At 63.0% G+C, this 25788-nt stretch carries 25 protein-coding genes; 9 read left to right on the top strand and 16 right to left on the bottom strand.

The window, feature by feature from the left end:
* Positions 1–140: 140 nt before the first annotated feature.
* Together C2U47_RS02320 and C2U47_RS02315 are read left to right on the top strand one after the other, a co-directional pair.
* Positions 141–1502, top strand: coding sequence for an MFS transporter (locus tag C2U47_RS02320; RefSeq protein ID WP_052815585.1), 1362 nt, complete (start codon positions 141–143; stop codon positions 1500–1502).
* 83 nt (positions 1503–1585) lie between these two features.
* The gene (locus C2U47_RS02315) at positions 1586–1954 is read left to right on the top strand and encodes a DUF1428 domain-containing protein (protein WP_010673687.1); all 369 of its coding nucleotides are present in this window, start codon (positions 1586–1588) and stop codon (positions 1952–1954) included.
* 104 nt (positions 1955–2058) lie between these two features.
* On the opposite strand, the gene C2U47_RS02310 is transcribed toward C2U47_RS02315, so the two are convergent.
* The 7 genes from C2U47_RS02310 to C2U47_RS02280 all read right to left on the bottom strand — a co-directional run bounded on the left by C2U47_RS02310 (position 2059) and on the right by C2U47_RS02280 (position 9490).
* Entirely contained in the window at positions 2059–3396 is a 1338-nt protein-coding gene (locus tag C2U47_RS02310) for an IS4-like element ISAeme15 family transposase (protein WP_103261422.1), read from the bottom strand.
* 141 nt (positions 3397–3537) lie between these two features.
* Positions 3538–4389: a taurine dioxygenase gene (gene tauD, locus C2U47_RS02305; protein WP_052815882.1), complete on the bottom strand. Its 852-nt coding sequence runs from the start codon at positions 4387–4389 to the stop codon at positions 3538–3540.
* A 79-nt stretch (positions 4390–4468) separates the two neighbouring features.
* Complete coding sequence (gene tauC, locus C2U47_RS02300) at positions 4469–5299, bottom strand: taurine ABC transporter permease TauC (protein WP_103261421.1); 831 nt, start codon at positions 5297–5299, stop codon at positions 4469–4471.
* Positions 5296–6063 carry a taurine ABC transporter ATP-binding subunit gene (gene tauB / locus C2U47_RS02295; protein WP_052815879.1) on the bottom strand — a complete coding sequence of 256 codons (768 nt, stop codon included), beginning with the start codon at positions 6061–6063 and terminating at the stop codon, positions 5296–5298. The genes tauC and tauB overlap by 4 nt, the downstream gene beginning before the upstream one ends.
* 16 nt (positions 6064–6079) lie before the next feature.
* Positions 6080–7054 carry a taurine ABC transporter substrate-binding protein gene (gene tauA / locus C2U47_RS02290; RefSeq protein ID WP_052815878.1) on the bottom strand — a complete coding sequence of 325 codons (975 nt, stop codon included), beginning with the start codon at positions 7052–7054 and terminating at the stop codon, positions 6080–6082.
* Positions 7055–7342: 288 nt separating this feature from the next.
* Positions 7343–8446 carry a YdcF family protein gene (locus C2U47_RS02285; protein WP_052815877.1) on the bottom strand — a complete coding sequence of 368 codons (1104 nt, stop codon included), beginning with the start codon at positions 8444–8446 and terminating at the stop codon, positions 7343–7345.
* A 150-nt stretch (positions 8447–8596) separates the two neighbouring features.
* Positions 8597–9490: a LysR family transcriptional regulator gene (locus C2U47_RS02280; protein WP_052815876.1), complete on the bottom strand. Its 894-nt coding sequence runs from the start codon at positions 9488–9490 to the stop codon at positions 8597–8599.
* Positions 9491–9590: 100 nt separating this feature from the next.
* Here C2U47_RS02280 and C2U47_RS02275 point away from each other — a divergent pair, with 100 nt between their 5' ends.
* Entirely contained in the window at positions 9591–10079 is a 489-nt protein-coding gene (locus C2U47_RS02275; protein ID WP_103261420.1) for a DMT family transporter, read from the top strand.
* 10 nt (positions 10080–10089) lie between these two features.
* Positions 10090–10524 (top strand): DMT family transporter, encoded by a 435-nt coding sequence (locus C2U47_RS02270; RefSeq protein ID WP_103261419.1) that lies wholly within the window; start codon positions 10090–10092, stop codon positions 10522–10524.
* Between the two features lie 272 nt (positions 10525–10796).
* On the opposite strand, the gene C2U47_RS02260 is transcribed toward C2U47_RS02270, so the two are convergent.
* The 3 genes from C2U47_RS02260 to C2U47_RS02250 form a co-directional block, all read right to left on the bottom strand.
* Positions 10797–11039: a DUF3297 family protein gene (locus tag C2U47_RS02260; RefSeq protein ID WP_005302916.1), complete on the bottom strand. Its 243-nt coding sequence runs from the start codon at positions 11037–11039 to the stop codon at positions 10797–10799.
* Between the two features lie 98 nt (positions 11040–11137).
* Positions 11138–12454, bottom strand: coding sequence for a HipA domain-containing protein (locus C2U47_RS02255; protein WP_103261418.1), 1317 nt, complete (start codon positions 12452–12454; stop codon positions 11138–11140).
* On the bottom strand, positions 12438–12734 hold the full coding sequence (locus C2U47_RS02250; protein WP_103261417.1) for a helix-turn-helix domain-containing protein: 297 nt from the start codon (positions 12732–12734) through the stop codon (positions 12438–12440). Before C2U47_RS02250 ends, C2U47_RS02255 begins: the two co-directional genes overlap by 17 nt.
* Before the next feature lie 313 nt (positions 12735–13047).
* Here C2U47_RS02250 and C2U47_RS02245 point away from each other — a divergent pair, with 313 nt between their 5' ends.
* Both C2U47_RS02245 and C2U47_RS02240 read left to right on the top strand, forming a co-directional pair.
* Positions 13048–14577, top strand: a complete 1530-nt coding sequence (locus tag C2U47_RS02245; RefSeq protein ID WP_052815858.1) for a flagellin N-terminal helical domain-containing protein — start codon at positions 13048–13050, stop codon at positions 14575–14577.
* Positions 14578–14671: 94 nt separating this feature from the next.
* On the top strand, positions 14672–15622 hold the full coding sequence (locus tag C2U47_RS02240; protein WP_103261416.1) for an IS1595-like element ISKpn3 family transposase: 951 nt from the start codon (positions 14672–14674) through the stop codon (positions 15620–15622).
* A 389-nt stretch (positions 15623–16011) separates the two neighbouring features.
* Here the strand turns inward: C2U47_RS02240 and trpA are convergent, their stop codons facing one another.
* The 6 genes from trpA to C2U47_RS02210 all read right to left on the bottom strand — a co-directional run bounded on the left by trpA (position 16012) and on the right by C2U47_RS02210 (position 22840).
* Positions 16012–16818, bottom strand: coding sequence for a tryptophan synthase subunit alpha (gene trpA, locus C2U47_RS02235; RefSeq protein WP_103261415.1), 807 nt, complete (start codon positions 16816–16818; stop codon positions 16012–16014).
* The gene (gene trpB / locus C2U47_RS02230; RefSeq protein ID WP_041214833.1) at positions 16815–18008 is read right to left on the bottom strand and encodes a tryptophan synthase subunit beta; all 1194 of its coding nucleotides are present in this window, start codon (positions 18006–18008) and stop codon (positions 16815–16817) included. Before trpB ends, trpA begins: the two co-directional genes overlap by 4 nt.
* Positions 18009–18084: 76 nt before the next feature.
* Complete coding sequence (trpCF, locus tag C2U47_RS02225) at positions 18085–19590, bottom strand: bifunctional indole-3-glycerol-phosphate synthase TrpC/phosphoribosylanthranilate isomerase TrpF (protein WP_103261414.1); 1506 nt, start codon at positions 19588–19590, stop codon at positions 18085–18087.
* A complete protein-coding gene (trpD, locus tag C2U47_RS02220; protein ID WP_041213212.1) occupies positions 19590–20603 on the bottom strand; it encodes an anthranilate phosphoribosyltransferase in 1014 nt (337 codons plus the stop codon). The genes trpCF and trpD overlap by 1 nt, the downstream gene beginning before the upstream one ends.
* A 10-nt stretch (positions 20604–20613) precedes the next feature.
* Complete coding sequence (locus tag C2U47_RS02215) at positions 20614–21213, bottom strand: aminodeoxychorismate/anthranilate synthase component II (RefSeq protein ID WP_039039194.1); 600 nt, start codon at positions 21211–21213, stop codon at positions 20614–20616.
* The gene (locus C2U47_RS02210) at positions 21206–22840 is read right to left on the bottom strand and encodes an anthranilate synthase component 1 (protein ID WP_041213211.1); all 1635 of its coding nucleotides are present in this window, start codon (positions 22838–22840) and stop codon (positions 21206–21208) included. The genes C2U47_RS02215 and C2U47_RS02210 overlap by 8 nt, the downstream gene beginning before the upstream one ends.
* Before the next feature lie 424 nt (positions 22841–23264).
* On the opposite strand from C2U47_RS02210, the gene rnm reads away from it, so the two are divergent.
* From rnm to C2U47_RS02195, 3 genes are all read left to right on the top strand, one after another.
* The gene (gene rnm / locus C2U47_RS02205; RefSeq protein WP_052814845.1) at positions 23265–24146 is read left to right on the top strand and encodes an RNase RNM; all 882 of its coding nucleotides are present in this window, start codon (positions 23265–23267) and stop codon (positions 24144–24146) included.
* Between the two features lie 124 nt (positions 24147–24270).
* Positions 24271–24891 (top strand): L-threonylcarbamoyladenylate synthase, encoded by a 621-nt coding sequence (locus C2U47_RS02200; protein ID WP_010673702.1) that lies wholly within the window; start codon positions 24271–24273, stop codon positions 24889–24891.
* Positions 24884–25765, top strand: coding sequence for a segregation and condensation protein A (locus C2U47_RS02195; RefSeq protein ID WP_010673703.1), 882 nt, complete (start codon positions 24884–24886; stop codon positions 25763–25765). The genes C2U47_RS02200 and C2U47_RS02195 overlap by 8 nt, the downstream gene beginning before the upstream one ends.
* Positions 25766–25788 lie beyond the last annotated feature (23 nt).

Raw genomic sequence — 25788 nt, 5'->3', positions numbered from 1 at the left:
GCATGAAATCCAGAGCCGGGAATCTTCCCGGCTCTGCTATTATGGGCGCCGCCCTGCGAGGGGCATCGCCGATTTTTCGGGGCGGCCGGGCGCCTGTCACCCCTTTCTTTCTCTCTTCTTTTTGACTCATCGAGGCCCTCATGAATGATTTCACCATGACGAGGGGCGAGCGACGCGCGACCTGGGCGCTCGGCTCCGTCTTTTCGCTGCGCATGCTCGGCATGTTTATGGTGCTGCCGGTGCTGACCACCTACGGCATGTCCCTGGCGGGCGCCTCCGAGGCGCTCATCGGGCTTGCCATCGGCATCTACGGCATGACCCAGGCCCTGTTCCAGATCCCCTTCGGCCTGCTCTCCGACAAGGTGGGGCGCAAGCCCCTCATCGTCGGCGGCCTGCTGATGTTTGCCCTTGGCAGCGTCATCGCCGCCCTGAGCGACGCCATCTGGGGGGTCATCGTCGGCCGTGCCCTGCAAGGGAGCGGCGCCATCTCCGCCGCCGTCATGGCGCTCCTGTCGGATCTCACCCGGGAGCAGAATCGCACCAAGGCGATGGCCTTCATCGGGGTGAGCTTTGGCATCACCTTCGCCATCGCCATGGTGACCGGCCCCCTCATCACCCATGCCCTGGGCTTGTCCGGCCTCTTCTGGCTCATCGCCCTGCTGGCCCTGGCCGCCATCGCCATGGTGCTCTGGGTGGTGCCGACCCCGGCGGCACACCTGCAAAATCGCGAGTCCGCCATGGTGCGAGGCAGCTTTCGTACCGTGCTCACCAACCCTCGCCTGCTCAAACTCAACCTCGGCATCCTCTGCGTCCACACCCTGCTGATGTCGAGCTTCGTGGCCCTGCCGCCCCTGCTGGAACGTGCGGGCCTGCCCCGTGACAGCCAGTGGCAGGCCTATCTGGTCACCATGCTGATCGCCTTCGTGAGCGTGGTGCCCTTCATCATCTATGCCGAGAAGCACCGCCAGATGAAGCGGGTCTTCATCGGGTGCGTGGTGGTGATGCTGGCCGCCGAGCTGGTGTTCTGGCAGAGCGGCCAGCAGCTGTGGGGCCTGCTCGCCGGGTTGCAGCTCTTCTTCATCGGCTTCAACGTGATGGAGGCGCTGCTGCCGTCTCTTATCAGCAAGGAGTCTCCGCCGGGCTACAAGGGCACCGCCATGGGGGTCTACTCCACCAGTCAGTTCCTCGGGGTCGCCATCGGCGGCAGTCTCGGCGGCCTGCTCTACAGCCTGGGGGGCGGCCCCCTGGTGTTTGGCGGTTGCGCCGCCCTGGCCCTCGCCTGGCTCGGGGTGAGCCTCACCATGGCCGAGCCCCCCTATGTGAGCAGCCTGCGCATCGTGCTGCCGGAAGGGGTCGAGGCCACCCCGGCCCTGGAGCAGCGGATCCGCGCCTGCGAGGGGGTAAGCGACGTGCTGCTGGTGCGCGAGGAACACTCCCTCTACGTGAAGGTGGACAGCAAGCGCCTGACCCGCAGCGATCTGGAGCGGCTGGTCTCGTTGTGATGGCTGGCTGCGCGGGGCGGCGCAGAGCGCGGGCTGATGGGCGGCTGCTATGCTGAGATCCTCACTCACTGGAGGAACCTCTGATGTCATACGTGGACGGATTCGTGCTCGCCGTGCCGACGGCCAACAAGCAGGCCCTGATCGATCATGCGGGGCAGTTTGACCCCATCTTCCTCGAATACGGCGCCACCCGGGTGCTGGAGTGCTGGGGGGACGACGTGCCCCACGGCAAGCAGACCGACTTTTATCGGGCGGTGGCGGCCAGGGAGGATGAAACCGTGGTCTTCTCCTGGGTGGAGTGGCCGAGCAAGGCGGTGCGGGACGACGCCATGGGCAAGATGATGCAGGACCCCAGGATGGACCCCGCCAATCCCCTGCACCAGACCATGCCGTTTGACGGCGCCCGCATGATCTTCGGAGGCTTCACCACCGTGCTGGAGCTCAAGGGCTGAGACCGGCCATCGGGGCTTCACCCTGGTGGCCGGAGCGCAAGGGCCGATAGCAACACCCAGGCCCGTCAGATGATGAAAAAGCCCGCCAGCCGGCGCAATGCTGTTCACTTAAGCGGAGCCGCATTGCGATTTACCGGAAAACGGGTCTTTGATATCTTCACCGCCCTGGGTCTCGATGGCCTGGGGCGTTTTTCTATGAACATGACGCCTATGCAGCCCCGCAACTCCGCCAACCTCCGTGGCGTATGGGCTGGCGATAACGCGCCCGCCATCACTGCCATCTGGTTCGCGATGAACTGACAGGCAAACTTAAAGCTCACCTCATTGGGCGCTCGCTGATGGGCTATGGCGGCCTGGCTGGCCTCCCGCCTGACCAGATTGTATCCAAGCAGCAATCCCCACAGCTCCTGATAGACCAAGTCCACTTTCTTGCTTCTCAGCGTGATGGCGTTGTGCTGCATCGCGCTTTTGATATCCCGGTATCCCAGCTCGATTTCCCAGCGCTCGTGGTACAGGGTCGCCACCTGAGCTGCACTGAATCGCGCCACGGGCAGGGAGGTAAAGACCGTTTTCTCCTTGCCTGCCACCTCATAGGTCACTGCGCGAACTTGCCAGTGTGTCGGCAACGCCGGGTTTTTCTTGCGAGCCTGAGGCGAGACCGTCATTTGCAACAGACGGTCACCGTCGCCATAGCGCTCAAGTTCCGTGTATACCAGCCCCTTGCGTTCCGGGATGAGCCAGTGACGGTCGGTGTCTTCGGCCTGAATACGCAGCAACAGGTCGGCACCGAAGAAGCCTTTATCCAGCAGGGTCACTGACTTGTCCGGCAATGAGTGAATGAACTCGCTGGCCAGGGGGATTTCCCCTTTGCGGTACGGGCTGATGGCCGCGTTGGCAATGACATGCGAGCGGACATTCATGAGCGTGACCAACCGCAGCATCGGGTAGGGTGTCTGCCGGTTGGTTGAGGTGTTACCCGAGCCGAAATGTGCTCTGAGTTCAGGCATATCCTGGGTTCGGAACAGGGCCCCATCGATGGCAAAGACCTGTAAACCGTGCCAATGGTCTTCAGGATAACGTTCCCGCCCCCACACATCGGCGCACTGTTTGAACAGCCACTCGAGCGGCTGTTTGCCGAGTCGCTGACGGGCCTGAGACAGGGCACTGTCCGCGAGCAAGGCATCATTGGCCAACCCTTCTGCACAGATGTTGAGGCGCCGAGCGACCTCGGAGATGGGCTCATTGCGGAAAAAGGCCATCCCCACGACGAGCCACAAGACCATATCAGAAGGTAAGCGGCGTCGGCGGATAGTGGCCTTTTCAGACAAGGCGGCAGCGGCAGTAATCCATTCGTCGGGAATATGGTCGGCAAAAATGGCCAGCCGAGCCAGCATGTCGCCAGATGCCTCAACAACATCGTTCAGATCGTTTGCAATAGACATAAAAAATCCGGAACCAGTGATTGGTTCCGGATTGTCCTACAGCAGAAGGATCGGTCAATGGATCCTTAACTGATCAGCATTGCGCCAGCCGGCGGGCTTTTTGCTGGGCGTTATCTCATGGTCGCTCTCCATGGGGGACGTTCAGCCCGGGCGCCAGAAGGGCTTGTCCCCGAGAATGGTGGCCCTGTGCATCACCCGGCGGGCCGGCAGGTAGTCGGCATTGGCATAGTGCTGGGTCACCCTGTTGTCCCAGATGGCGATGTCGTTCTCCTGCCAGCGCCAGCGCACCTGAAACTCGGGGCGGGTGATGTGCTCGAACAGAAAGCCGAGCAGGGCCTCGCTCTCTTTGGGGGGCAGCCCGGGCAGCCGGGTGGTGAACCCCTCGTTGACGAACAGGGCCTGACGGCCGCTCACCGGGTGGGTGCGGATCACCGGGTGGCGCAGGGGCGGGTGACGGGCCACGGCCGCCTGCCAGCGCTGGCGCGCCTCCTCGCTGTCATCATGGCGATGGGCCGGGAAGGACTTGGTGAAGTCGTGCTCGGCTTCCAGCCCTGCCAGCAGGGTTTGCAGGGGCGGGGAGAGGGCCGCCAGCGCCGCGATGCCGCTAGCCCAGAGGGTGTCCCCCCCGGTGGGGGGCAGCTGCTTGGCGGCCAGAATGGCCAGTGCCGGGGGCGTCTCGATAAAGGTCACGTCGGTGTGCCAGTTGTCGTTGTCCGGCGGATTGTCATCGTGGGTATCGAGCACGATGATCTCCTCGGCCTCCTCCGTGTGGGGGTAGACGGGGTGGATGTGCAGATCCCCGAAGCGGTTCGCCAGCGCCCGCTGGGCTCGCGGGGTGATGGGCTGGTTGCGAAAGAACAGCACCTGGTATTTGAGCAGGGCGCGATGGAGCTGCTCGAACTGCTCCTGGCTCAGGGGCTCGGCCAGATTGACGCCGGCGATGACGGCGCCGATGTGGGGGCCGAGGGGGGTAATGGTCAACTTGTCGGTCATGGTCTTGCTCCATGTCTGGGGGCGTGAAGGCCCGATACCAATAGGAAAGGGGGGCGAAGGAAAGAGGTCAGCCTGTGGCTCATTGTCCTTCTCCATGCCAGGGGGTGAGCCTGCGCTGCAGGGCGCGCAGTCCCAGTTCCAGTACGAAGGCGATCAGGGCGATCACCAGGATGCCCGCCAGCACCACGTCGGTGGCGAGAAACTCGCCGGCGGATTGCACCATGAAGCCCACCCCCCGGGTGGCGGCGATAAGCTCGGCCGCCACCAGGGTGGACCAGCCCACCCCGAGCCCGATGCGCAGCCCGGTCAGGATGTCCGGCAGGGCGCCGGGCAGGATCACGTGCCAGAGCACCTGGGACCGGGATGCACCCAGCGCCTGCGCAGCCCGCACTCGCACCGCGTTGGCGCTCTGCACCCCCACCAGGGTCGCCAGGGCCACGGGCGCGAAGATGGCCAGATAGATGAGCAGCACCTTGGAGGTCTCGCCGATGCCAAACCAGATCACCATGAGTGGCAGGTAGGCGAGCGGCGGCACCGGGCGGTAGAGCTCAATGAGGGGATCCAGCACGCCGCGCACCGTGGGGGAGAGCCCCATGGCGATGCCCACCGTGATGCCAAAGAACGCCGCGGCAGCGAGCGCCACCAGGATGCGCCCCAGGCTGGCCCCCAGGTGTTGCCACAGGGTGGCATCCATAAAGCCCGTTGGGCCTGCGATGGTGATGAGCTGTGCCAGCACCCGCTGTGGGGGTGGCAGGAACAGGGGATCGACCCAGCCGAAGTGTGCCACCAGCCACCACAGGGCCAGCAGCACGATCAGGGTGGCGAGGCTCAGGGTCAGACGGCGGGGCCGGGGCCAGCCCGCTGCCCGTGTGTGGGTGACATCCCGTTGCCGGGCGAGGGCGAGAGTCATGCAAAGGCCTCCCGCTCTGCGAACACCCGTTCCAGCACGTATTCACGGCGCTCGATGAAGGCCGGATCGGACTTGATGCTGCGGCAGGGCTCCCCGGCGGCGAAGCGGCGACCGAAATCCAGGGTCAGCCGCTCCGTCACCCGCCCGGGGGAGGGGGAGAGCAGCACCAGATCGGTGGCCATGAAGATGGCCTCCTCGATGTCGTGGGTGATGAGCAGCACCTGACGCCGGTGCTCGTGCCACAGGCGCAGCAGCAGAGTCTGCATCTGCTCCCGGGTGAAGGCGTCCAGGGCGCCGAAGGGCTCGTCCAGCAGGAGCAGGCGGGGCTGGGTGGCCAGGGCCCGGGCGATGCCGACCCGCTGGCGCTGGCCGCCGGAGAGCTGCCAGATGGCGCGATCGCCGGCCCCCTCCAGCCCCACCTGACGCAGCAGTGCCCGGGCCTGTTCGGTGCGTTCGGCACTGGGCACACCCGCCAGCTGCAGGCCGAGTGCCACGTTGTCTCGCACGTTGCGCCAGGGCAGCAGCCCCTCGCTCTGGAACACCACGCCGCGCTCGGCGCCGGGGCCGGTGACCGGCTTGCCCTCAAGGCTTATCTGGCCGTGGTGGCAAGGCTCGAAGCCCGCCACCAGGTTGAGGAGGGTCGTCTTGCCCGAGCCCGAGGGCCCCAGCACCACCATCAGCTCCCCCTCGGACAGGGAGAGGTTGATGTTGTCGAGCACCCGCCTGCCGGCGTACTCGGCGCACACATGAGAGAGCTGCAGCATGGTCGTCTCCTTGGATTTACTGGGCCACGGCTTTCACGAAGCGATCGGTCACGAACTGGCGGTAGTCCGAGGCGGCGTTCGCGACCTTGCCCTGGCTCTCGAGGAAGCGGGCGGTGTCGATGATGGTCTGGTTGACGAGGCGCCCGATCTCGGCACTCTGGGCCTTCGCATCGAGGTAGGTGTTGCCCTTCACCAGCGCGGGAACGTCCGCCTCGGGAACGCCGCTCAGTTTGGCCAGCTTGGCGAGGTTGTCCGGCTTGGTGAGCCAGCCGTCGGGGTTGGCCAGGTAGTCGCGCTGGGCGGCCAGGGTGCTGTTCACGAAGGCCTGCACCACTTCGGGGTGGGCCTTGGCAAAGTCCTTGCGCACTACCCAGACGTCCAGGGTCGGCGCCCCCCAGTCACCCACCTGGGCGGAGTCGGTCAGCACCTTGCCCTCCTTGGTGAGCTGGTTGAGGGCGGGGGCCCAGACATAGGCGCCGTCGATGTCGCCCCGCTGCCAGGCGGCGATGATGGCCGGTGGTTGCAGGTTGACGATCTGCAGCGTCGCGGGGTCGACGTTCCAGTGCTTGAGGGCCGCCAGCAGGCTGTAGTGGGTGGTGGAGGTATAGGGCACGGCGATGCGCTTGCCCGCGAGATCCTCGGGTTTTGCGAGCCCCTGCTTCACCACCAGGGCCTCGGACTCCCCGAGCTTGGAGGCGAGCAGGAACACCTCGATGGGCAGGTTCTGGCTCGCCGCCACTGCCAGGGGGCTGGAGCCGATGTTGCCTATCTGCACGTCGCCGGAGGCGAGCGCCCGTACCACGCTGGCGCCGCTGTCAAACTTGCGCCAATCCACGGTGGCGCCGCTCTCCCTGGCGAAGCTGTTGTCGGCCTGGGCCACCTTGGCAGGTTCGGCGGAGGTCTGGTAGGCCACGGTGACGTCGAGGGCCTGGGCGGACTGGCCGAGCAGCATGGAGGCCGCGAGCCACAGAGAGATGCCTTTTGCTGTCATGATGCACTTCCTTGTTGGGGGTGTTGGAAGCCACATCTTTATCTGAACATCCCCGGGGGCGAAGGAACGAGAAGGGTGCTCTCATGCCGTTTGGTTCTTAGAAAAAGAACGGTAAATCAATGATCTGATTGAGATATGCCAGAAAGTGGATAGCTTGCTCACCCGCCGTCTATCGGGTGGCTGGCGCAAGGGGCCAGCAGGTGCGTGCAGGGGCCAGCCACCAGGGGGCGCAGTGACTGGCAGGGGGAAGAGAGGAAAAGGCCCCGCCAGGGTGGCGGGGCCGGGGGATCAGCGCTCAACCAGCGGGGCCGAGCGGTAGCTCCACAGGCCATAGGTGCGCAGGGCGTCCCGGTAGATGCCAAGCAGCTCCTCCGGGCTCGCCTTGGCCAGGGCCGAGAGGGGCTTGTCCGGGTAGGCGACGCTGTCGATGCGGATGTTCGCCGGGCCGCTCTGCCAGCAGGCGATTTCCAGCAGGGTCTGGCCCCGGCGCACATGGCTCGCCGAGCTCACCAGGGTGGCGAACTCAATCTCGTGGCGGGCGAGGGCATAGCCGCTGTAGAGGGCGTTCTCCACCGTGCTGGTGGCGTAGTTCTCCTCGATGATGCGGGAGCGGTCGATGCCCTTTTTCGCCAGCCAGTCCGCCATCAGCTTGCCCTCGGTCTGGCGGTTCTGGGGCACGCCGCCGGTGAGGATGACGAGGGCCGCCGGATCGGCCTGGGCCAGGGCGCGGGTGGTCTCGAGGCGTCCCAGCAGGATGTCGTGCATGGAGCCATCGGGATTGAGGGCATAGCCCAGGGTGACGATGGCGCGGCGCCCCTTCTTCTCGCCCCGTCCCTGACGCTCCTTGAGGGGGGTGGCGACCACCCTGTCCACGGTGGCGAACAGTCGCTGCAAGTCGGCGGCGCGACCGGCATTGAGCTCACCGACCCGCTTGAGGTGGCCATCGGATTTGGCCTGGTTGCCCTTGAAGCGCTGCCAGGTGGCCAGATAGGTGTTGATGTCCAGATCGTCCGGGGCGGCGGTGAGGGCCTGCTCGAACAGGGCGATGGCCCTGTCCACGTTGCCGTTGTAGATCTGGGCGTTGGCCGCCGAGATGAGCAGATCGGTGCGATAGGGCTCGAGCTGGTGGGCCTCCAGCAGCAGGGTGGTCACCTGCTCCATGTTGCTCGGCATCTTGGCGGTGAAGCCCGCATCGGAGACCCGGGCGGGGGAGTGGAAGATGCGGGCGGCGTCTGCCAGCAGCTGATCCACCACCTGGCGCTTGCTGATGAACTGCTCGTAATTCTGCTCCTTTTGCAGGGAGCGCACCGGGGCGGCCCAGGCATCGGATGAGACAACGAGCGGCAGCGTCAGCAGGCTGGTGAGGGTCAGGGCAATCGCGGTTTTCTTCATCATGGGGCTCCCTCTGGGGTGCGGGGCGCGATGTCGTGGCTCGTCCCCTGAATGCTTTTCCAATAAAAACAGATGCTTGGTTTGCTGCCTACTCTACTCCCTTCCCGATGAAAAAAACGTGAACCGTTCCGGTTATCCCGATGCCCCCCCTCAGCGCAGCCCCAGACGTTCCTGCAGGAAGGCCAGCCAGGCCTCCACCTTGGCGGGCAGGTGGCGGCGCCTGGGATAGACGCACCAGATGCCGTGCTCGGGCAGGGCATGGTCTGGCAGGACGGGCACCAGCCGCCCGATGGCGAGATCCCGCGCCACGATGAAGTCCGGCATGTTGCCGATGCCAAGCCCCGCCAGCAGCGCGGTGTGGATGGCATCGCTGTTGTTGACCTCGAAATTGCCCCTGGGGGTGATGGCCACCTCCCCTTCGGGCCCGTGCAGCCGCCACTGGGTGCCGCCGCGAAACAGGGAGTAGAAGAGGCAGTTGTGGCGCTCGAGATCCGCCGGGGTGCGGGGCGTGCCGGCCTGCGCCAGGTAGGCGGGGGCGGCGCACAGGGTGCTGAGACAGGGGGCGAGGCGGCGGGCCACCAGGCTCGAATCCTCCAGCTCGCCGATGCGCACCGCCACGTCGAACCCCTCGGCCACCAGATCCTGCCGGGCGTCGCTCATCTCCAGCTGCAACTGCACCTCGGGGTGGAGGGCGAGAAACTCGGGGACAAGGGGGGCGATGTGGCGCCGGCCATAGACCATGGGCACCGTCACCCGCAGCAGGCCGCGGGGGACCGATTGCAGGGCGCCGATGGCATCTTCCCCGTCGCTGGCCAGGCGCACTGCATGGCGCACCGTCTCGAAGTAACGCTCCCCCGCCTCGGTGAGGGTGAGGGAACGGGTGGTGCGATAGAGGAGCTGGCAGCCGAGGGCCTGCTCGAGCTGGCTCACCTTCTTGCTCAGCACCGACTTGCTGAGGCCGAGCTGACGGGCGGCGCCGGAGAAGGTGCCCGACTCCACCACGGCGACGAAGGCGGGGAGCAGGGCGAAGGCTTCCTGGTTCATGTTGTTCTCGTTATGGAAACAATGTTGTTCCAGGAGGGTGGATTATCCTCAAATCAAAAACAATTTACCCTGCTCGTCAGTTCAACCAAGGAGCAACCCCATGATCCCCCCGCTTGTTGACCGCGGCCCCGGCCGCCCCGCCCTCGGCCAGACACTTGGCCAGACCCTGGGCGCCCTGGCCGCCTTCGCCGCCGGCCTGCTGCTGGCGCTGATGATCGCCCAGAACGGCGCCCTGTCCCGCGCCACCGACCCCTGGCTCGCGAGCTGGCTGGCCCACGGGGTCGGCACCCTGGTGGCCGGGCTTCTGTGGTGGCTCTCCCCGAGGCCCCCGACGCCGGAGGCGGCCCCGCCCTGGGCCTGGCTCGGCGGTCTGCCGGGGGCGCTCACCGTGGTGCTGGCGGCCCTCTGCCTCAACTCGCCCCTCGGCATGGCGGGCACCCTGGCCCTGCTGCTGCTCGGCCAGCTGCTGTTTGGTGCCCTGTGCGATGGCCTCGGCTGGCTCGGACTGGCTCGCCGCCGCCCCTCGGGGAAGGACGCGCTCGCCGCCCTACTGGTGCTGGCCGGCGCCCTGCTCATCGTGCTGCATTAGGAGAGACACCATGACCTTATTGATCCTGCTGGGACTGCTGAACGGCGTGGCGGTGAGCCTGTCGCGCACCCTCAATGGCCGCCTCGCCAGCGCCCGGGGCGCCATGACGGCGTCCCTTGCCAACCACCTTGTCGGCTTCGGGCTGCTCGGCGCCCTGCTCATCCTCAAAGGGGCACCCTGGGAGCGGCTCGTCGGGCTCGATCCCTGGCTGCTGCTCGGCGGGGTGCTGGGGGCGCTGTTCGTCGCCATCAGCAGTTGGGCCATCGGCCGGATCGGCGCCCTGGCCTGCGCCCTGCTCATCGTCACGGGCCAGCTGGCGGGGGGCGCCCTGCTCGATGCCCTGGCCGGACGGCTGGCTGCGAGCGATCTGCTCGGCATCCTGCTGGTGCTGGCGGGGGCTGCGCTGCAACGCTGGCAGGGCGGCAAGTCGCGATCCCGAGGGTGAGTGATGCGGTGATGGCCTGGGTAAACCGGCAGGGATGACAAGAGTGTCGCCCTGCCTGGATGCCAAAGGCGGCTCGCCTGCCGGATCAGGGCCCAGATGAAAAGGAAAAGGCGAAAGAAAGGGAGGGAAAGGAAGACAAAGGAAGGCAACAGAGAACAAAGAAAGAGAGGCGCCTGTCACCCTGGGCCGCCCTCAACAGCAGAACACCGGCGCAAGGCCGGTGTTCTGAACAGCATGGCGGCGGGCCCGGCGGGGCGCGCGGTCAGGGCCGCTTAGGCGTAGAAAGCCTCGACGGTACCCTTGACGGTGATCAGCATGGGGTTGCCGTAGCGATCCTTGGCCTTGGGGGAGGGGATCTTCACCCAACCTTCGCTGATGCAGTACTCCTCGACATTGGTGCGCTCCTTGCCGTTCACGCGAATGCCGATCTCGTGCTGGAAGCACTCCGCCACATGGTGCGGGCTGCGCGGGTTGGCCGCCAGACGGTCGGGCAGTGCAGGTTTGTTGTCGCTCATTTTATAGACCTGAGTGTGATAAAAAGTGGGTCATTGTAGGCAATGCCCGTCATGGGCTCAAGGCTGGGTTGCGTCCCATGGGGGGGGACTAGGTCTGGCTACAGTTGCAGCTCCGGCAACAGCGTCGCCTGCGCCTGAAAATGGTGGCAACGGCGCTCAACGTCGTCTCGGTAGCGTGCCAGATAAGCCAGTTCGGCGGGATTGTCTGTCTCGACTTGGGCGATGGCGGCATCAAGCTGATGCAGTATGTCGCTGGCCATCTTGTGCAAGGTCTGCTGCAACAGGCGTTTGGGCAGCTCGCATGCTTCGGCCATCTCCAGCAACTGCCATGCGTTGATCGCCTCGGGAGCAAACTCGTCGCCTATGGCCATGGCCAAATACTGGTTGAACTCGGGGTAAAGCCCCACATTGACCAGATCGTACCAGGGGGTGGGCGTCAGCCCTGCTTTTGATACGAAGAAGCTGTAGTTCTTGCCGTGGGCATCGTGGTTGTTGACGCAGAGGTTGAAGAGCAGCCATTGCAGCATGTCCAGTCTAGCCTGCGCCGGATTGACACAGAGGGCGCTGAGACTGAACAGCCGTGGCAGGCTCACCCCTTCCCGAATATGGGCCACGTCCCGCCCGTCACCGAAGTTGCGTTCATATTTTCGGGCGGCGGGAAACCCCAGTCCCTGACAGGCATCGATCATGTGACGACGGCGCACCCTCACGCCATCCTCGTCAAGGCGCCGATCGAACCGTTCCACCAGCAAGCCTCGGTGGGACTTATCGCCTTGGCCGACCCTGTGCAGTTCGATCCGCGCCACCGGCATGCCCAGTAACGCCGCCAGCCGCATGGTCACAAACTCATTGATCACCAGATGAGGATGGTGCTCGAACTTGAGGAGGTGGGTGGAACAGAGCTCGCCCTCGCCAAATCCCAGCGTCCCCTCGAGTCGCAGCAGGTTGAGCTTGGCCTGCACGCCCGCAACCGAGAGGCGGGGGCGACCATCCCAGACTTCCAGCGGCCAGATCTCGGGCTGTTCGAGGCGCAGCAACAGCTCTTCCGGGGTGATGGGGCGAAACCGGGTGGGGACGTCGGGCTCTGCGGGCAGGGTAAAGGTGACCGCCCCGGAGACATCGCGACCGATGCCGTGGATCAGGGCAAAGAGATTGCTGCGCGAAACGGAGAGCGCCTCAATCAGATGGTCCAGCCCGCGATTTTCAGGCAGCAAGTTGCCGAGATACGCCCGGATCTGGGCGCTGCTGGCCGAACCATCCAGCGCCAGCGGGGGAGAGAGCGGGAATCCGCGCGCCTGCCACTCAGGTGTATAGCCGAGCTGAAACGCATCCTGGCTGGAGTCATACTCGAGATGGCCGATCAGCTGGTTACCCAGCCGAAGTTCAAGCCGATGGTGCTCAGAACCACTCATCATCACCGACCTCTGGTTGGCTGTTGCCGCTCGTTACCTGTGAGCCCGCTTCCTGCACCAGTTGCAAGTGCAGCCCCAGCGCCTTCATCACCTGCAGCAGGGTCGAGAGGTAGACATCACCCCCCTTTTCAATCTTGATCAGGGTCTTCTTGGAGATGCCGCACAGTGAGGCCGTCACCTCCTGGGTCATCCTGGCGGCCTTGCGTCTCTCGCGGATCGCCAGCCCCAGGGAGGCGGGATCCAGTTCTTTCGGGCCGGTTTGCAACGATGCATCTGCCATCATGATCACGAAAAAAAGTGTAGGTTGTTACACCTTAACCCATGGCGTGAGAATACATCAATCAAATGTGTACGATGGTGCACTTTTGATGGTTCTGGTACTGGTTGCAAGATAAAAGTGTAGAGGAGTCTACAAAGCTGTTGGCGATTCACATAGTTACAACACTATCTCCTCCGCAGTGGAGTAGGGACTAGTGTCTGGATGTATGGAGTTAAATCCGATCACATCGTAAGTCAATTTTTAATAAAGATTCATATGGTAATGCCGATAGTAATTGAAGACTAGATTGAATCTTAGACTCTGCGGCAAGGACACTATGTTACTCTCAATTCGCACCAATAGTACTGCAATAGCTGCACAACGTAATCTTAGTAGTCTGATGGGGTCTTTTGACTCATCTCTCAAGCGTTTATCTTCGGGCTTGCGTATCAACAGCGCAGCAGATGATGCTGCGGGACTTCAGATCAGTAATCGTCTGACAAGCGAAATCAATGGTAGCAATGGAGCGATTCGAAATATCAATGATGCCATCTCCGTTATCAATGTTGCTGATGGGGCAATGGACGAGTCGATGAATCTCATGCAGCGTATGCGTACACTTGCTCTGCAGGCTGGTAGTGGCATCAATTCGGCAGATGACCGGGCAGCACTCAATATGGAGTTCCAGCAGATGCGTTTGGAAATGGATCGGATCGCAACCAAGACAACTTTTGCTGGACAGAGCCTATTGGCCGGGACATATGAAGGGGTGTTTTCTATAGGAGCTTATGCAGGTCAAAACATGGTCATCACAGATATGAATGCGCAAACCAAAAACCTTGGAGAAATGGTTTGGCAGTCTCGCAGTCCAACCAGCAGTAAACCTGGTGCTCTCAGCATTGATGGTCTTCAGTTAGGTGCCCAACCTATCACACTCAACGGCGTGACGTTCGACACAAACTATCCAACGCTAGAAGCGTTTGTTGCTGACATCAATAGCACTAGCTTCCCAAATAACCAGAGCCCGATAGAAGCTGTACAGCACCCATTCTCGGTAAGATCGTCAATCGATCTGTCCACTCTTCCTTCCTATATCGATATCGAAGGACAGACGGTGGATTTGACAACGGGCATCGACATGACTGGCTGGGATCCTGTGAACCCCACGTCGGAAAATAGTTGGTTGATGGCAACGGTCGTCCATCGGATCAACATTGCGGCACAATCTGCAGGTCTTGGATTTTCCGTCAGTGGTTCGTATAACAACAACCCTGCTAATAATCAGCTTACGATACATAGCTCTCAAGGAAATAGCCTTACTCTGGCAAATGGCAGCATTCATCCACCCCAGCCACCCCAGCCTGCACCTCCGGCTCCTCCTATTCCACCAATCTCTGCTAATCCGTCACTTTCTGCCCTTCTCACGGATGTGAGTAGTACAACTTATATTGGACAACTTGAACTGAGCTCATCAGGTACTCGATATTCAAATATTGATATGGAAGGTAACACGTTGGGCTCTCTTGGATTTTTCCTTCAAGATAAGCAGAAATATACAGTCGATAACATTGATGTGCTGAGCGAGAGCAACGCCAGTCGTGCTATTAGGACCCTGGATGCAGGCATGAAGCAGCTTGGCGTACAGCGATCCCAGATTGGCGCTCAGGCTAACTCACTCGAAGCGAGAGGGCGTAGTTTGAGTACGAGCCATGAAAATCTGAGTGCTGCTCGCGCACGGATTCGGGATGCTGACATAGCGAGTGAGTCTGCACGCATGGTTCGGGTGCAGATCATGCAGCAGGCCAGTGCCAGTATATTAAGTCAAGCTAACAGTCGTCCCAAATTAGCGCTGAGCTTGTTGCAGTGAGATAGCACCAAGGATTAGTTTATCCTGATTACCCATGATTAGCAGTCACCACGAGCTGTACTGATCTTACGTACAGTTACTGAGGTGCGAGATCATGGCCAAAAGCAAAATCCAATTCCAGAAAGGCTACAGCCTGTTTGAGTTTCTCAAGGACTATGGCACTGAGGCTCAGTGCGAAAATGCGCTGTTCACTTGGCGTTTTCCTAACGGCTTTGTCTGCCCTGAATGTGCCAACAAGACCTGTTGTCGCCTGAGAAGGCGGCCACGTGTGTGGCAATGCAATCACTGCCGTCACCAGATGTCATTGACTGGAAATACGATTTTCGCAAACACCAAGCTCCCACTGACCAAGTGGTTTCTGGCAATGCACCTGTTGTCACAAACCAAAACAGGCTTGTCAGCGATGGAGCTAAAGCGCCAGTTGGGCGTCAAATATGACACCGCCTGGATGCTCAAGCACAAGCTGCTGCAAGCCATGAAAGAGTCCGATGACAAGCAGCCCATCAGCGGCATCATTCAGCTCGATGATGTCTACTGGGGTGGCGAGCGCCGTGGTGGCAAACGGGGTCGGGGCGCGGCAGGCAAGACGCCGTTTGTGGCAGCAGTGGCCCTGAACAAGGAAGGACATCCAATCAAGATGCGGATGACGGTGGTCGATGGTTTCAAAACCAAGTCCGTTGCTGATTGGGCAAAACGGCATATTGCCAGTGGTAGCGCGGTGATATCCGATGGATTGGCCTGTTTCAAAGCGGTCAAGGAGGCCAATTGTGAGCACCTGGGTGTTGTCATCGGGGGCAACCTGGACTGGCTGGATCATCCGGCATTCAACTGGGTAAACACGATGATAGGAAATGTGAAAAACTCGCTGCGGGGCAGTTGCCATACGCTCGGAGCGAAGCATTTACCAAGGCATCTTGCGGAATACTGCTTCCGGTTTAATCATCGTTTTGACCTCAAGAGCATGTTGGTTGAATTGGGGCATGCAGTCGTGGCAAGCCCTCCGATGCCATATCGGCTCTTGAAGCTGGCTGAGGGTCATGGGTAATCAGGTAGTTTATTGTGAAATGCTCATGGGGGTGATTTTCGTTATCACGATAAACTGTAAGGTATATGATGCCTTTTCGAGGGGATGACCGATGCACTCATCATAGATACAGATGGTATGAAAGTCTCTTTTGATGAAAATACGTGCAGAGTCAATATATTCGTCATTAAGCCTAACACTTTAAGCTTAGTGTTGGATTATCTGATTGTTTAGTTCTCAAGTGTTCTTCTTGCCTTCCCAAGAAACGGTACAACGATGTTAATGATCATAACAAATACGAAATAGAAAGGGAGCCGGTTAGGCTCCCTTTGGTACGCTGATATCATTATGGCTGAGGCGGATACGCAGCCGGACCATTCACGGCCAAGGGCATGTGGCCAGTGCGCCCCTTATCGATTGGTCGCGGCCTTCATCCCTTCCACAAACTCCTTCAGACGGGTGAGCATATGCTCCGGGTTCTTGTGGTGGGTCTCGATGATCTTCACCACTGCCGAACCCGAGATGGCGCCGGCGGCGCCAGCCTTGATGGCATCGCGTACCTGGGCCGGTTCGCTGATGCCAAAGCCGAGCAAGGCGGGGGGGGCGTTGAACTCGCGCAGGGAGTTGATGAGGCCCTCCACCGGCATGCCGGCCTTGGTCTCGGCACCGGTCACGCCGGCGCGGCTCACCAGATAGGTGTAACCGGAGCCGAGCTCGGCAACGGCCTTGAGCGTCTCGGTATCGCCGTTGGGCGGGGCGATAAAGATGCTGTCGATGCCGAACTTGTCGGCGGCCGCCTTGTAGGGTTCGCACATCTGCACCGGCACGTCCGCCACCAGCACGGAGTCCACCCCTGCCTGCTGGCACTTCTCGTAGAAGCCGTCGATGTGGCGCACATAGACCAGGTTCGCGTAGACCAGGAGGCCAATGGGCAGCTGTGGGTACTTGGCGCGGATGCGGGCGAGCAGGCCGAAGCAGTCGTCCGGGGTGGTGTGGCTGGCAAAGGCACGCAGGGCAGCACCCTGAATGGTGGGGCCGTCTGCCACCGGATCGGAGAAGGGAATGCCGAGTTCGAGGGCGTCGGCGCCCCCTTCGACCAGGGCATCGACGATGGCCAGGGACAATTCGGGGGTGGGGTCACCCAGCATCACGAACGGCACGAAGGCGCCCTGATTGGCCTTGTCCAGACGGGAAAAGAGTTGTGCGTAACGGTTCATGACAAGGTTCCTTCTTTTTCAAAGATGTCGGCAACGGTGAAGATGTCTTTGTCGCCACGGCCGGAGAGGTTGACGATGAGCACCTGCTCTTTTTCCGGTTCACTGCGGGCCATCTTGAGGGCATGGGCCAGGGCGTGGGAGGACTCCAGCGCCGGGATGATGCCTTCGGATTTGGCCAGCTCCTGGAAGGCGTCCAGCGCCTCCTTGTCGGTCACCGAGGGGTACTCGGCGCGGCCGATGGCGGCCAGGTGGGCGTGCTGGGGGCCGACGGAGGGGAAGTCCAGCCCCGCCGAGACGGAGTAGGACTCCTGGATCTGGCCCTGGTTGTCCTGCATCAGGAAGGAGTGCATGCCAAAGAAGACCCCCTTGCTGCCGTGACCCAGCGGCGCGCCGTGCTCGCCGCTTTCGATGCCGTGACCACCGGGTTCGACCCCGATAAGGCGCACGGAAGGCTCATCGATAAAGTCCGCAAACATGCCGATGGCATTGGAGCCGCCGCCGACGCAGGCGATCACCGCATCGGGCAGGCGCTCTTCTTTTTCGAAGCACTGGGCCTTGGCCTCTTCCCCGATCATCTTCTGGAACTCCCGCACGATAGTGGGGAAGGGGTGGGGGCCAGCGGCGGTACCGAGCAGGTAGTGGGCGGTTTCATAGTTGGCAGCCCAGTCCCGCAGCGCCTCGTTGCAGGCATCTTTGAGGGTGCTGGAGCCGGAGTGCACCGGGATCACGGTGGCACCCATCAGCTTCATGCGAAACACGTTGGGCTTCTGGCGCTCGCAATCCTTGGCGCCCATATAGACCCGGCACTTGAGGCCGAGCAGGGCGCAGGCCAGCGCAGTGGCCACACCGTGCTGACCGGCGCCGGTCTCGGCGATGATCTCGTGCTTGCCCATGCGCTTGGCAAGCAGGGCCTGACCCAGCACTTGGTTGGTCTTGTGGGCGCCGCCGTGCAGCAGATCTTCACGCTTGAGGTAGAGGCGGGTCTTGGTGCCCTTGGTCAAATTGCGGGTGAGGGTGAGCGGTGTCGGGCGACCGGCGTACTCGGTCAGGAGCGCCTGAAACTCGGCGACGAAAGCCGGATCATCCTTGGCATCGACGAAGGCCTTCTCCAGCTGGAGCAGGGCGGGGATGAGGATCTGGGGCACATACATACCGCCAAATTCGCCGAAAAACGGGTTGAGCAGGGTCATAGACTATTCCTTGTATTTATAGGCTTAAGCGATTCATTCATTTGGTGCATGTGTTTAGCGGGTTCGCAGCGCTTTTTCACAGTTGGCGCAGGGCACCAAAGGCGGCCGCCAGCTTGTGGGCATCCTTCCTGCCCGGGGCACTCTCCACCCCGGAGTTGAAATCAAGGCCCACACAGCCCACCCGGGCGGCCTCGAGGGCGTTGTCGGGGTTGAGCCCCCCTGCCAGCATCAGTTTGCTCTTGTCGAGCCCGGCCAGCAGAGTCCAGTCGAACGCCTGACCGGTGCCGCCGCTCTGGCTGCCGACTTTCGTATCCAGCAGCAGGCGATCCGCCGGGTAGTCGAGGGCGGGCAGGGGCTCGCCACTTGTGACTCCAACCGCTTTCCAGATCTGGCAGCCTGCCGGCAGCAGCGCGCGCAGTGCCTCGACATAGGCGGCATCTTCATCCCCGTGCAGTTGCACGGCGGCGAGCCCCAGCGCATCCACCGTCTTGGCGATGGTGGCGGGCTGGGCATTGTGAAACACCCCGACGTAAGAGAGCGCCGCACCCGCCATCACGGCGCGGGCGGCGGGAATGTCCACGTAGCGCGGGCTTTTCGCCACAAAAATGAGGCCGCCGAACACGGCGCCCGCCTGATGGGCGGCGGCGGCGTCCTCGGGACGGGTCAGGCCGCACACCTTGTTCTGGCCGAGCACGAGCTTGCGTACCGCGGCCTCCAGATCCGGCTCCGCCATGAGGGAAGAGCCCACCAGGAAGCCCTTGGCGTGGTGGCGCAGGGCCGCCACCTGGGCGCGGTGGTTGATGCCGGATTCGCTGATCACCACCCGATCCCCCGGGATCCTGGCCGCCAACTGCTGAGTGCGGGCAAGATCGACGCTCAAATCCCGCAGATCCCGGTTGTTGATGCCAATCACCGGGGCGCCGAGGTCGATGGCGCGGGTCAGCTCCTCCTCGTTGCTCACCTCGGTGAGCACCCCGAGGCCCAACTCTTTCGCCACGTTGAACAGGGCGCGATACCCCTCGTCGGTGAGCACGGAGAGCATCAAGAGGATGGCGTCCGCCTGATAGTGGCGGGCCAGATAGACCTGATAGGGGTCAATCATGAAGTCCTTGCAGAGCACCGGCTGCTGGACGCGGCCCCGTACCCGGGGCAGGAAGGCAAAATCCCCCTGGAAGAACTTCTCGTCCGTCAGCACCGAGATGGCGGTGGCGTAGTGGCCATAGATGTCGGCGATGGCCTCCGGGCTGAAGTCATTCCGGATCAAGCCCTTGGAGGGGGAGGCCTTCTTGCACTCCAGAATGAAGCGGGTGGAGCCTTGGCGCAGATCCCCCTCGAAGTCCCGATCGCTCGGGGTCAGCGCGTCCTGGAAGCTCGCCAGGGGCTGGCTCTCCTTGCGGGCGGCGACCCACTCCTGCTTGGCCGCCACGATCTTGCCGAGAATGGTCTGGCTGATGGAGGCCATGTTCAGAAAGGCGTGGGGAGCAATGACATCTGACATCTCGTTATCCTTGCGAAGCTGGCTGTTGCCCGTCGGGCGTTCTGGGTGAGTGCCCCTGGGGCACGCTGTGGTGGTGGCTGACATCATGCCTCCTGATGGCTCAGGGTGGCGAGATCCCTGGCGAGGAGGGCGGCCTGGCCGCTTGCCAGCACCGCCAGCACCCGGGCGGCGGCCTGCCGAAAGTCCGGGGCCTCGCCCGCCATGACCAGGAGCGGCGCCACGTTGGCGGCGATGGCGGCGTTGTGGGCCGGGCTGCCGCGCCCTTCCAGGATGGAGGCGGTGATGGCGCGGTTCTCCTCGGGCTCACCGCCCTGGATGGCGCTGACCGGGTAGGTGTCGAGGCCAAAGTCCGCCGGGGTGAGCAAGTACTCGCGAATTTCGCCGTCGCGGATCTCCGCCACCTGGGTCGGGCCGTGGATGGCAATCTCGTCGAGACCGGCGCCGTGCACCACCATACCGGTTTTCAGGCCGAGTGCCAGCAGGGTTTCGGCGATGGGGCGCACCAGCTCGGGGGCATAGACCCCCATCAGCTGGAAGCTGGGACGAGCGGGGTTGATGAGCGGCCCCAGCACGTTGAACAGGGTGCGGGTCTTGAGGGCCTGGCGCACCGGCATGGCGTGGCGTACCCCGGCGTGGTACTGGGGGGCGAACAGGAAGCAGACCCCGAGCTCGTCCAGGCAGCGACGGGCCTGGGCCGGGCTCATGTCGAGCTTGATGCCCATTTTATCGAGCAGATCGCTCGACCCCGACTTGCTCGAGACCGAGCGGTTGCCGTGCTTGGCCACTTTCAGGCCGCAGGCGGCGGCCACCAGGGCCGAGGTGGTGGAGACGTTGATGGTGTTGAGGCCGTCCCCTCCGGTGCCGACGATGTCGCAGAAGGCATAGTCCGGGCGCGGGAAGTCGCGCGCTTCGGCCAACAGCGCCTCGGCGGCGCCGGCGATCTCCTCCGGGGTCTCCCCCTTGATCTTGAGGGCGGTCAAAAGGCTCGCGAGCACGATGGGATCCACTTCACCACGAACCACCTGGCCGAAGGCGTCGCGGGCGGCGTCGCGGGTGAGAGACTGACCCTGATAGAGGGTGTTGAGATGTTGATGCATGGTCTCTTCCTTACCGCACGTGGCTTTCTGGACGGGTGACATGGGCGAGGGCCTGGGTGAGCAGGCGGGCCCCTTCGCTGGTCATGATGGATTCCGGGTGGAACTGGAAGCCCAGCACCCGCTCGTCACGCTGCTCGATGGCCATGGGCATGCCCTGATAGTGGGCAATCACCTGCAACTCTTGTGGCACATAGGTGGCCACCAGGGAGTGGTAGCGGGCCACCGGCAAGGGGCTCGGCAGCCCCGCGAAGGCGCCATGGCCGTTGTGCTCGATGAGGGAGCGCTTGCCGTGAACGATTTCCCCCGCCGCTCCGACGGTGCCGCCGTAGGCTTCGCACAGGGCCTGATGACCGAGGCAGATGCCGAGGATGGGCACCCGGCCCCGGGCCAGCTTGATGAGATCGATGAGGCAGCCCGCCTCATGGGGGGCGCCCGGCCCCGGGGAGAGCACCAGCACGGCGTCCCCTTCGCAGGCGTCGATCTCCTGCATGATGCGGCTCGCAGGCAGGCTGTTGCGGTAGATGCGCACCGGGTAGCCCAGGGTGCGGAACTGGTCGACGAGGTTGTAGGTAAACGAGTCGAAGTTGTCGAGCAGGAAGATGTTAGTCATGGCTCACGTCCTTGTGTTGTTCCTGCTGGGCGCTGAGGGCCTGCAGGGAGGTGCCATGGCTGGCAGCGATGGCGGCCAGCACGGCCGCCGCCTTGGCGCGGGTCTCGTCCGCCTCGGCCTGGGGTTTGGAGTCATAGACCACCCCGGCGCCGGCCTGGACATGGGCGACCCCCTCTTTCACGAAGGCGGAGCGGATGACGATGCAGGTGTCCATTTCTCCTGCGCCGTTGAGGTAACCCACGGCGCCGCCGTAGCTGCCGCGACGCTTGCCTTCCACCATGCGGATAAGCTCGCTGGCGCGCAGCTTGGGGGCACCGGTCAGGGTGCCCATGTTCATGCAGGCCTGGTAGGCGTGCAGGGCGTCAAGGTCGGCGCGAAGGGTGCCCACCACCCGGGAGACCAGGTGCATGACGTGGCTGTAGCGATCCACTTTCAGCAGATCCTTGACGTAGCGGGTACCGGGGGCGGAGATGCGGGCGATGTCGTTGCGGCCCAGATCCACCAGCATCAGGTGCTCGGCCACCTCTTTCTCGTCCTGACGCAGCTCCAGCTCGATGCGGCCGTCCAGATCCAGGTTGATGCTGCCGTCCGGGTTGAGGCCGCGGCGGCGGGTGCCGGCGATGGGGTACATCTCCACCTGGCGGCTGTTGGCGCAGAACTTGACCGCGCTCTCGGGGGAGGCGCCAAACAGGGTGAAGCCCTCGTCCTGCACGTAGAACATGTAGGGGCTGGGGTTGGTCTGCTTGAGGCGGCGATAGGCGGCGACGGGATCCGGGCAGGGGAGGGAGAAGCTGCGGGACGGCACCACCTGGAAGATGTCACCACGGCGGATGAAGCCCTTGAGCTTCTCGACCTCGGCGCAGAACTGCTTGTCCCCCTTGTCGACGGCCAGGGCGCCGGTCAGCGGCGCCGTGCCCTGCGGCGCAGGCAGCGGCTGCTGACAGGCCTGTTTGAAGGACTCGAGGCGAGCGGTCAGGCGGGCGTAGCGCGCGTCCAGCTGCTCATCCTCTTCGCCGCCGAACAGGCAGGCCAGCAACTGGGTACTCTGCTTGATGTGGTCGATGGTGATCAGGGTCTCGGCCACATAGAAGCAGTAGTCAGGGCAGTCGTTGCTCCCCTCTGGCACCTCGGGCAAGTCTTCAAAGGAGGCGATGAGGTCGTAGGCGAAGCTGCCCGCCATGAAGAGGGCCTCTTTGCCCTGCTGGCATTGCAGCTCCCGCTGCAGGGTGCGCAGCACGTCCAGCACGCTGCTGCCCTTGAGGCGGCTGTCTTCGTCAAGCTCCCGATCGGACGCCGGGAAGTCGAGGTGCAGCTCGTCCGCCACCCGGGTCTGGGTGATGACGGCGGGCAGGCGCTGCTCCAGCAGGCGCAGCAGGGCGGCGCCGTTGTCGCCGAGGGGGCGCACCTGCACGGCGCGGCCGCGGCACTCGATGCGCAGGCAGGCGTCCACCAGCAGCAGGCTCTGGGTGCCGGCCTTGGAGTCGATCTCCACCGATTCGAGCAGCAGGTTGTTGGGTCTGTCCTGGCAGAGTCGTGTATAGAGTGCCAGGGGGTCTGTCACATAGGGGGCATTGAGCCGGATGGTATCGAATTCGCCCAGGGGCAAACGGGTCTTGTTGCCTGTCATAATGCCTTCCCTTGCATGTGTTGTGTGTCACCGATGGTCATGGCGCTGTCTCTCTTGAAAATGGGTCGGGTTCGGGTCACGTCAGCGAGTTCGCCATCGCCATGTCAGTGTGCTTCTCTGAATTGTCGGTTTCATCACAGGTCCATTTGCCGGATAATAAAAAAGCCCGCTGGGGTCAGCGGGCTTTTTCTTTGGGTTCTTAACTTGCTGTCAGATTACAGGTACAGCAACGACCACACGCCCGCATGTCAGGGAGTGTGCCACCACCAGATGGTCAGGATGGAAGTCGCTTGCATGAGATTGAGTCCTGTAAAAAGATGTTTGCAATGAAGTGCCTACAGAAAACGATAAAGCCGCGGCCAAGTCAAGTCGCTTTTTTGCCGGCCTTTTCCAGGCAGGTCCCAAACAAGAGCGAAACACGCCGATGAGATTCGATCTTCATTGCCACACCACCGCCTCGGACGGGGTGCTGAGCCCCGCCGACCTGGTGCGCCGCGCCGCCGAAAAAGGGGTGGAGGTGTTAGCGGTCACTGACCACGATACCCTCGACGGGCTTGAGGAGGTGCGCCAGACCATCTCGGCTGACCAGTTGCCACTGCGCCTGGTGAGCGGGGTGGAGGTCTCCACCGGGTGGGAACATCACGAGATCCACATCGTGGCCCTCGGGGTGGATGAGAAAAATCCCCAGTTGCTCGCCTTTCTGGCAGGGCAGCGGGCTCGCCGGGAGGCGCGCGCCGAGGAGATCGGGCGTCGTTTGGAGAAGTGCCTCATCCCGGGCACCTATGAAGAGGCCAAGCAGCTCGCCGGTGACGCCGCCGTGACCCGGGCCCACTTTGCCCGGGTGCTGGTGGCGCGCGGGGTGGCCGACAATATGCAGAAGGTGTTCAAGAAGTACCTGAGCCGGGGCAACAAGGGCTATGTGCCCGCCGAGTGGCCCGGGATGGGGGAGGCCATCGAGGCCATCCACGCCGCAGGCGGGCTGGCGGTGCTGGCCCACCCGAGCCGCTACAATCTCACCGCCAAGTGGATCAAGCGGCTGCTGGTGGCCTTCAAGGCCGTCGGGGGGGATGCCATGGAGGTCTCCCTGCCCCAGCAGAGCCCACAGGAGCGGGCGAATCTCGGCCAGTGGGCCAGGGAGCACGATCTCTATATTTCGGTGGGGTCCGATTTTCACTTCCCCTCCAACTGGACCGAGCTTGGCCGCCACCTCTGGCTCCCCAAGGAGGGGATGCCGCTGTGGCTCGGTCACCCCGGTCATTTCGGGCTCACCCCCGAGGAGCATGCGGGCCTGCTGGCCAGCCGCTGACCCCCGGGCCGGCATCTTTGATGCAGGCGAGTCTGCGTCAAACAGGTTAAGGTAGTGTCATGGGCCAAGGGGCCCTTGACCATGAAGCGGGCAACGAGCGTGCCCCCTATCGCGAGAAGAGCATATGAGTCAGCATTTTTACGTACATCCCGACAATCCCCAGGTTCGCCTCATCAGCCAGGCGGTGCAGATCCTGCAAAACGGCGGCGTCATCGTCTATCCCACCGACTCCGGCTACGCCCTGGGCTGCCAGATGGGCAACAAGGATGCTTTGGAGCGCATCTGCCGCATCCGTCGCATCGAGCCGAACCACGACTTCACCCTGGTGTGCCGTGATCTCTCGGAGATCTCCACCTATGCCAAGGTGGACAACACCGCCTTCCGGCTGGTCAAGAACAACACCCCCGGGCCCTACACCTTCATCTTCAAGGCCACCAAGGAGGTGCCGCGTCGCCTCATGAACGAGAAGAAGAAGACCATCGGCATCCGGGTCCCGGCCAACAACATCGCGCTGGCCTTGCTCGAGGCCCTCGGTGAGCCGCTGCTCTCCACCACTCTGATCCTGCCGGGCTCCGAGATGGCGGAGTTCGACCCCGAGGAGATTGCCGACAAGCTCGGCAAGCAGCTGGATCTGGTGGTCAACGGCGGGTATTTGGGCGAGCAGCCCACCACTGTGGTGGACTTCTCCGACGACGAGCCCGTGCTGCGTCGCCGCGGTGCCGGGGATCCGACGCCGTTTGAGTGATCTTGCCGACCCCGTGCCCGCGCTGACAACCCCCGCGGGCACGACGGGGGAGGCTTCCCTTCCCCCGCCCATCGCCACCGTGCTGGGGCAGCCCTACCATGAGCTGCCCCAGGACTTGTTCATCCCCCCCGATGCGCTGGAGGTGTTTCTCGACACCTTCGAGGGGCCGCTGGATCTCTTGCTCTACCTGATCCGGCGCCAGCAGCTCGACATCCTCAACCTGCCCATCCTGCAGATCACCGCCCAGTACATGGAGTACGTGGATCTGATGCAGGGTCTCAACCTCGAGCTGGCGGCGGAATACCTGCTGATGGCGGCCTGGCTCGCGGAGATAAAGTCCCGCTTGCTGCTGCCCAAGGCCCCGGAGCTGGAAGACGAGGAGGAGGGGGAAGACCCCCGCGTCACCCTCATTCGTCGCCTGCAGGAGTACGAGCGCTACAAGCTGGGGGCGGAGCGGGTCAATGCCCTGCCGAGGGTGGAGCGGGAGATCTTCGTCGCCGCCGCCATGGCGCCGGATTTTGGTGCCTTGAAGCCATTGGCGCCCGATGTTTCTCTGGTTGAACTCGCCCTTTACATGCAAAGTGTGGTAAAACGCGCGACTCATTTTGAACATCACCAGATCCGCCGCGAGCAGATCCCGACCCGGGTACGGATGGCGGAGATCCTCGCCATGCTCTCCCTGGGCCAGACCCTGCGCCTGGAGCAGGTGCTGCGGGCCGAGGAGGGGCGCATGGGGGTGCTGGTGACCTTCCTGGCCCTGCTGGAGCTGTGCAAGGAGCAATTGATCTGGATCTTGCAGGCGGAGCCCCTGGGCCCCATCCATTTTGCCCTGGCCAGTCAGGGGAAAGGGGAGGAGCATGAGCATCTACACTGAGCGAGGGGCGGCGCCAGGGGCGC

It is taken from the genome of Aeromonas sp. ASNIH7, from assembly GCF_002903485.1.
GTDB classification, from domain to species: Bacteria; Pseudomonadota; Gammaproteobacteria; order Enterobacterales; family Aeromonadaceae; genus Aeromonas; species Aeromonas caviae.
The sequence above is the reverse complement of the archived record's forward strand: the minus strand, read 5'-3'. Positions and strand labels throughout refer to the sequence as shown.

What these genes read in the sequence shown, in the direction of transcription:
- tauC (WP_103261421.1), bottom strand. Translation starts at nt 5,299, where the DNA reads ATGACTCTCGCCCTCGCCCGGCAACGGGATGTCACCCACACACGGGCA.
- C2U47_RS02250 (WP_103261417.1), bottom strand. Translation starts at nt 12,734, where the DNA reads ATGATGGCAGATGCATCGTTGCAAACCGGCCCGAAAGAACTGGATCCC.
- trpD (WP_041213212.1), bottom strand. Translation starts at nt 20,603, where the DNA reads ATGCATCAACATCTCAACACCCTCTATCAGGGTCAGTCTCTCACCCGC.
- tauA (WP_052815878.1), bottom strand. Translation starts at nt 7,054, where the DNA reads ATGACAGCAAAAGGCATCTCTCTGTGGCTCGCGGCCTCCATGCTGCTC.
- C2U47_RS02215 (WP_039039194.1), bottom strand. Translation starts at nt 21,213, where the DNA reads ATGACTAACATCTTCCTGCTCGACAACTTCGACTCGTTTACCTACAAC.
- C2U47_RS02310 (WP_103261422.1), bottom strand. Translation starts at nt 3,396, where the DNA reads ATGTCTATTGCAAACGATCTGAACGATGTTGTTGAGGCATCTGGCGAC.
- C2U47_RS02240 (WP_103261416.1), top strand. Translation starts at nt 14,672, where the DNA reads ATGGCCAAAAGCAAAATCCAATTCCAGAAAGGCTACAGCCTGTTTGAG.
- C2U47_RS02315 (WP_010673687.1), top strand. Translation starts at nt 1,586, where the DNA reads ATGTCATACGTGGACGGATTCGTGCTCGCCGTGCCGACGGCCAACAAG.
- C2U47_RS02270 (WP_103261419.1), top strand. Translation starts at nt 10,090, where the DNA reads ATGACCTTATTGATCCTGCTGGGACTGCTGAACGGCGTGGCGGTGAGC.
- tauD (WP_052815882.1), bottom strand. Translation starts at nt 4,389, where the DNA reads ATGACCGACAAGTTGACCATTACCCCCCTCGGCCCCCACATCGGCGCC.
- C2U47_RS02275 (WP_103261420.1), top strand. Translation starts at nt 9,591, where the DNA reads ATGATCCCCCCGCTTGTTGACCGCGGCCCCGGCCGCCCCGCCCTCGGC.
- trpA (WP_103261415.1), bottom strand. Translation starts at nt 16,818, where the DNA reads ATGAACCGTTACGCACAACTCTTTTCCCGTCTGGACAAGGCCAATCAG.
- trpB (WP_041214833.1), bottom strand. Translation starts at nt 18,008, where the DNA reads ATGACCCTGCTCAACCCGTTTTTCGGCGAATTTGGCGGTATGTATGTG.
- rnm (WP_052814845.1), top strand. Translation starts at nt 23,265, where the DNA reads ATGAGATTCGATCTTCATTGCCACACCACCGCCTCGGACGGGGTGCTG.
- C2U47_RS02200 (WP_010673702.1), top strand. Translation starts at nt 24,271, where the DNA reads ATGAGTCAGCATTTTTACGTACATCCCGACAATCCCCAGGTTCGCCTC.
- C2U47_RS02320 (WP_052815585.1), top strand. Translation starts at nt 141, where the DNA reads ATGAATGATTTCACCATGACGAGGGGCGAGCGACGCGCGACCTGGGCG.
- trpCF (WP_103261414.1), bottom strand. Translation starts at nt 19,590, where the DNA reads ATGTCAGCCACCACCACAGCGTGCCCCAGGGGCACTCACCCAGAACGC.
- C2U47_RS02245 (WP_052815858.1), top strand. Translation starts at nt 13,048, where the DNA reads ATGTTACTCTCAATTCGCACCAATAGTACTGCAATAGCTGCACAACGT.
- C2U47_RS02210 (WP_041213211.1), bottom strand. Translation starts at nt 22,840, where the DNA reads ATGACAGGCAACAAGACCCGTTTGCCCCTGGGCGAATTCGATACCATC.
- tauB (WP_052815879.1), bottom strand. Translation starts at nt 6,063, where the DNA reads ATGCTGCAGCTCTCTCATGTGTGCGCCGAGTACGCCGGCAGGCGGGTG.
- C2U47_RS02260 (WP_005302916.1), bottom strand. Translation starts at nt 11,039, where the DNA reads ATGAGCGACAACAAACCTGCACTGCCCGACCGTCTGGCGGCCAACCCG.
- C2U47_RS02285 (WP_052815877.1), bottom strand. Translation starts at nt 8,446, where the DNA reads ATGAAGAAAACCGCGATTGCCCTGACCCTCACCAGCCTGCTGACGCTG.
- C2U47_RS02280 (WP_052815876.1), bottom strand. Translation starts at nt 9,490, where the DNA reads ATGAACCAGGAAGCCTTCGCCCTGCTCCCCGCCTTCGTCGCCGTGGTG.
- C2U47_RS02255 (WP_103261418.1), bottom strand. Translation starts at nt 12,454, where the DNA reads ATGATGAGTGGTTCTGAGCACCATCGGCTTGAACTTCGGCTGGGTAAC.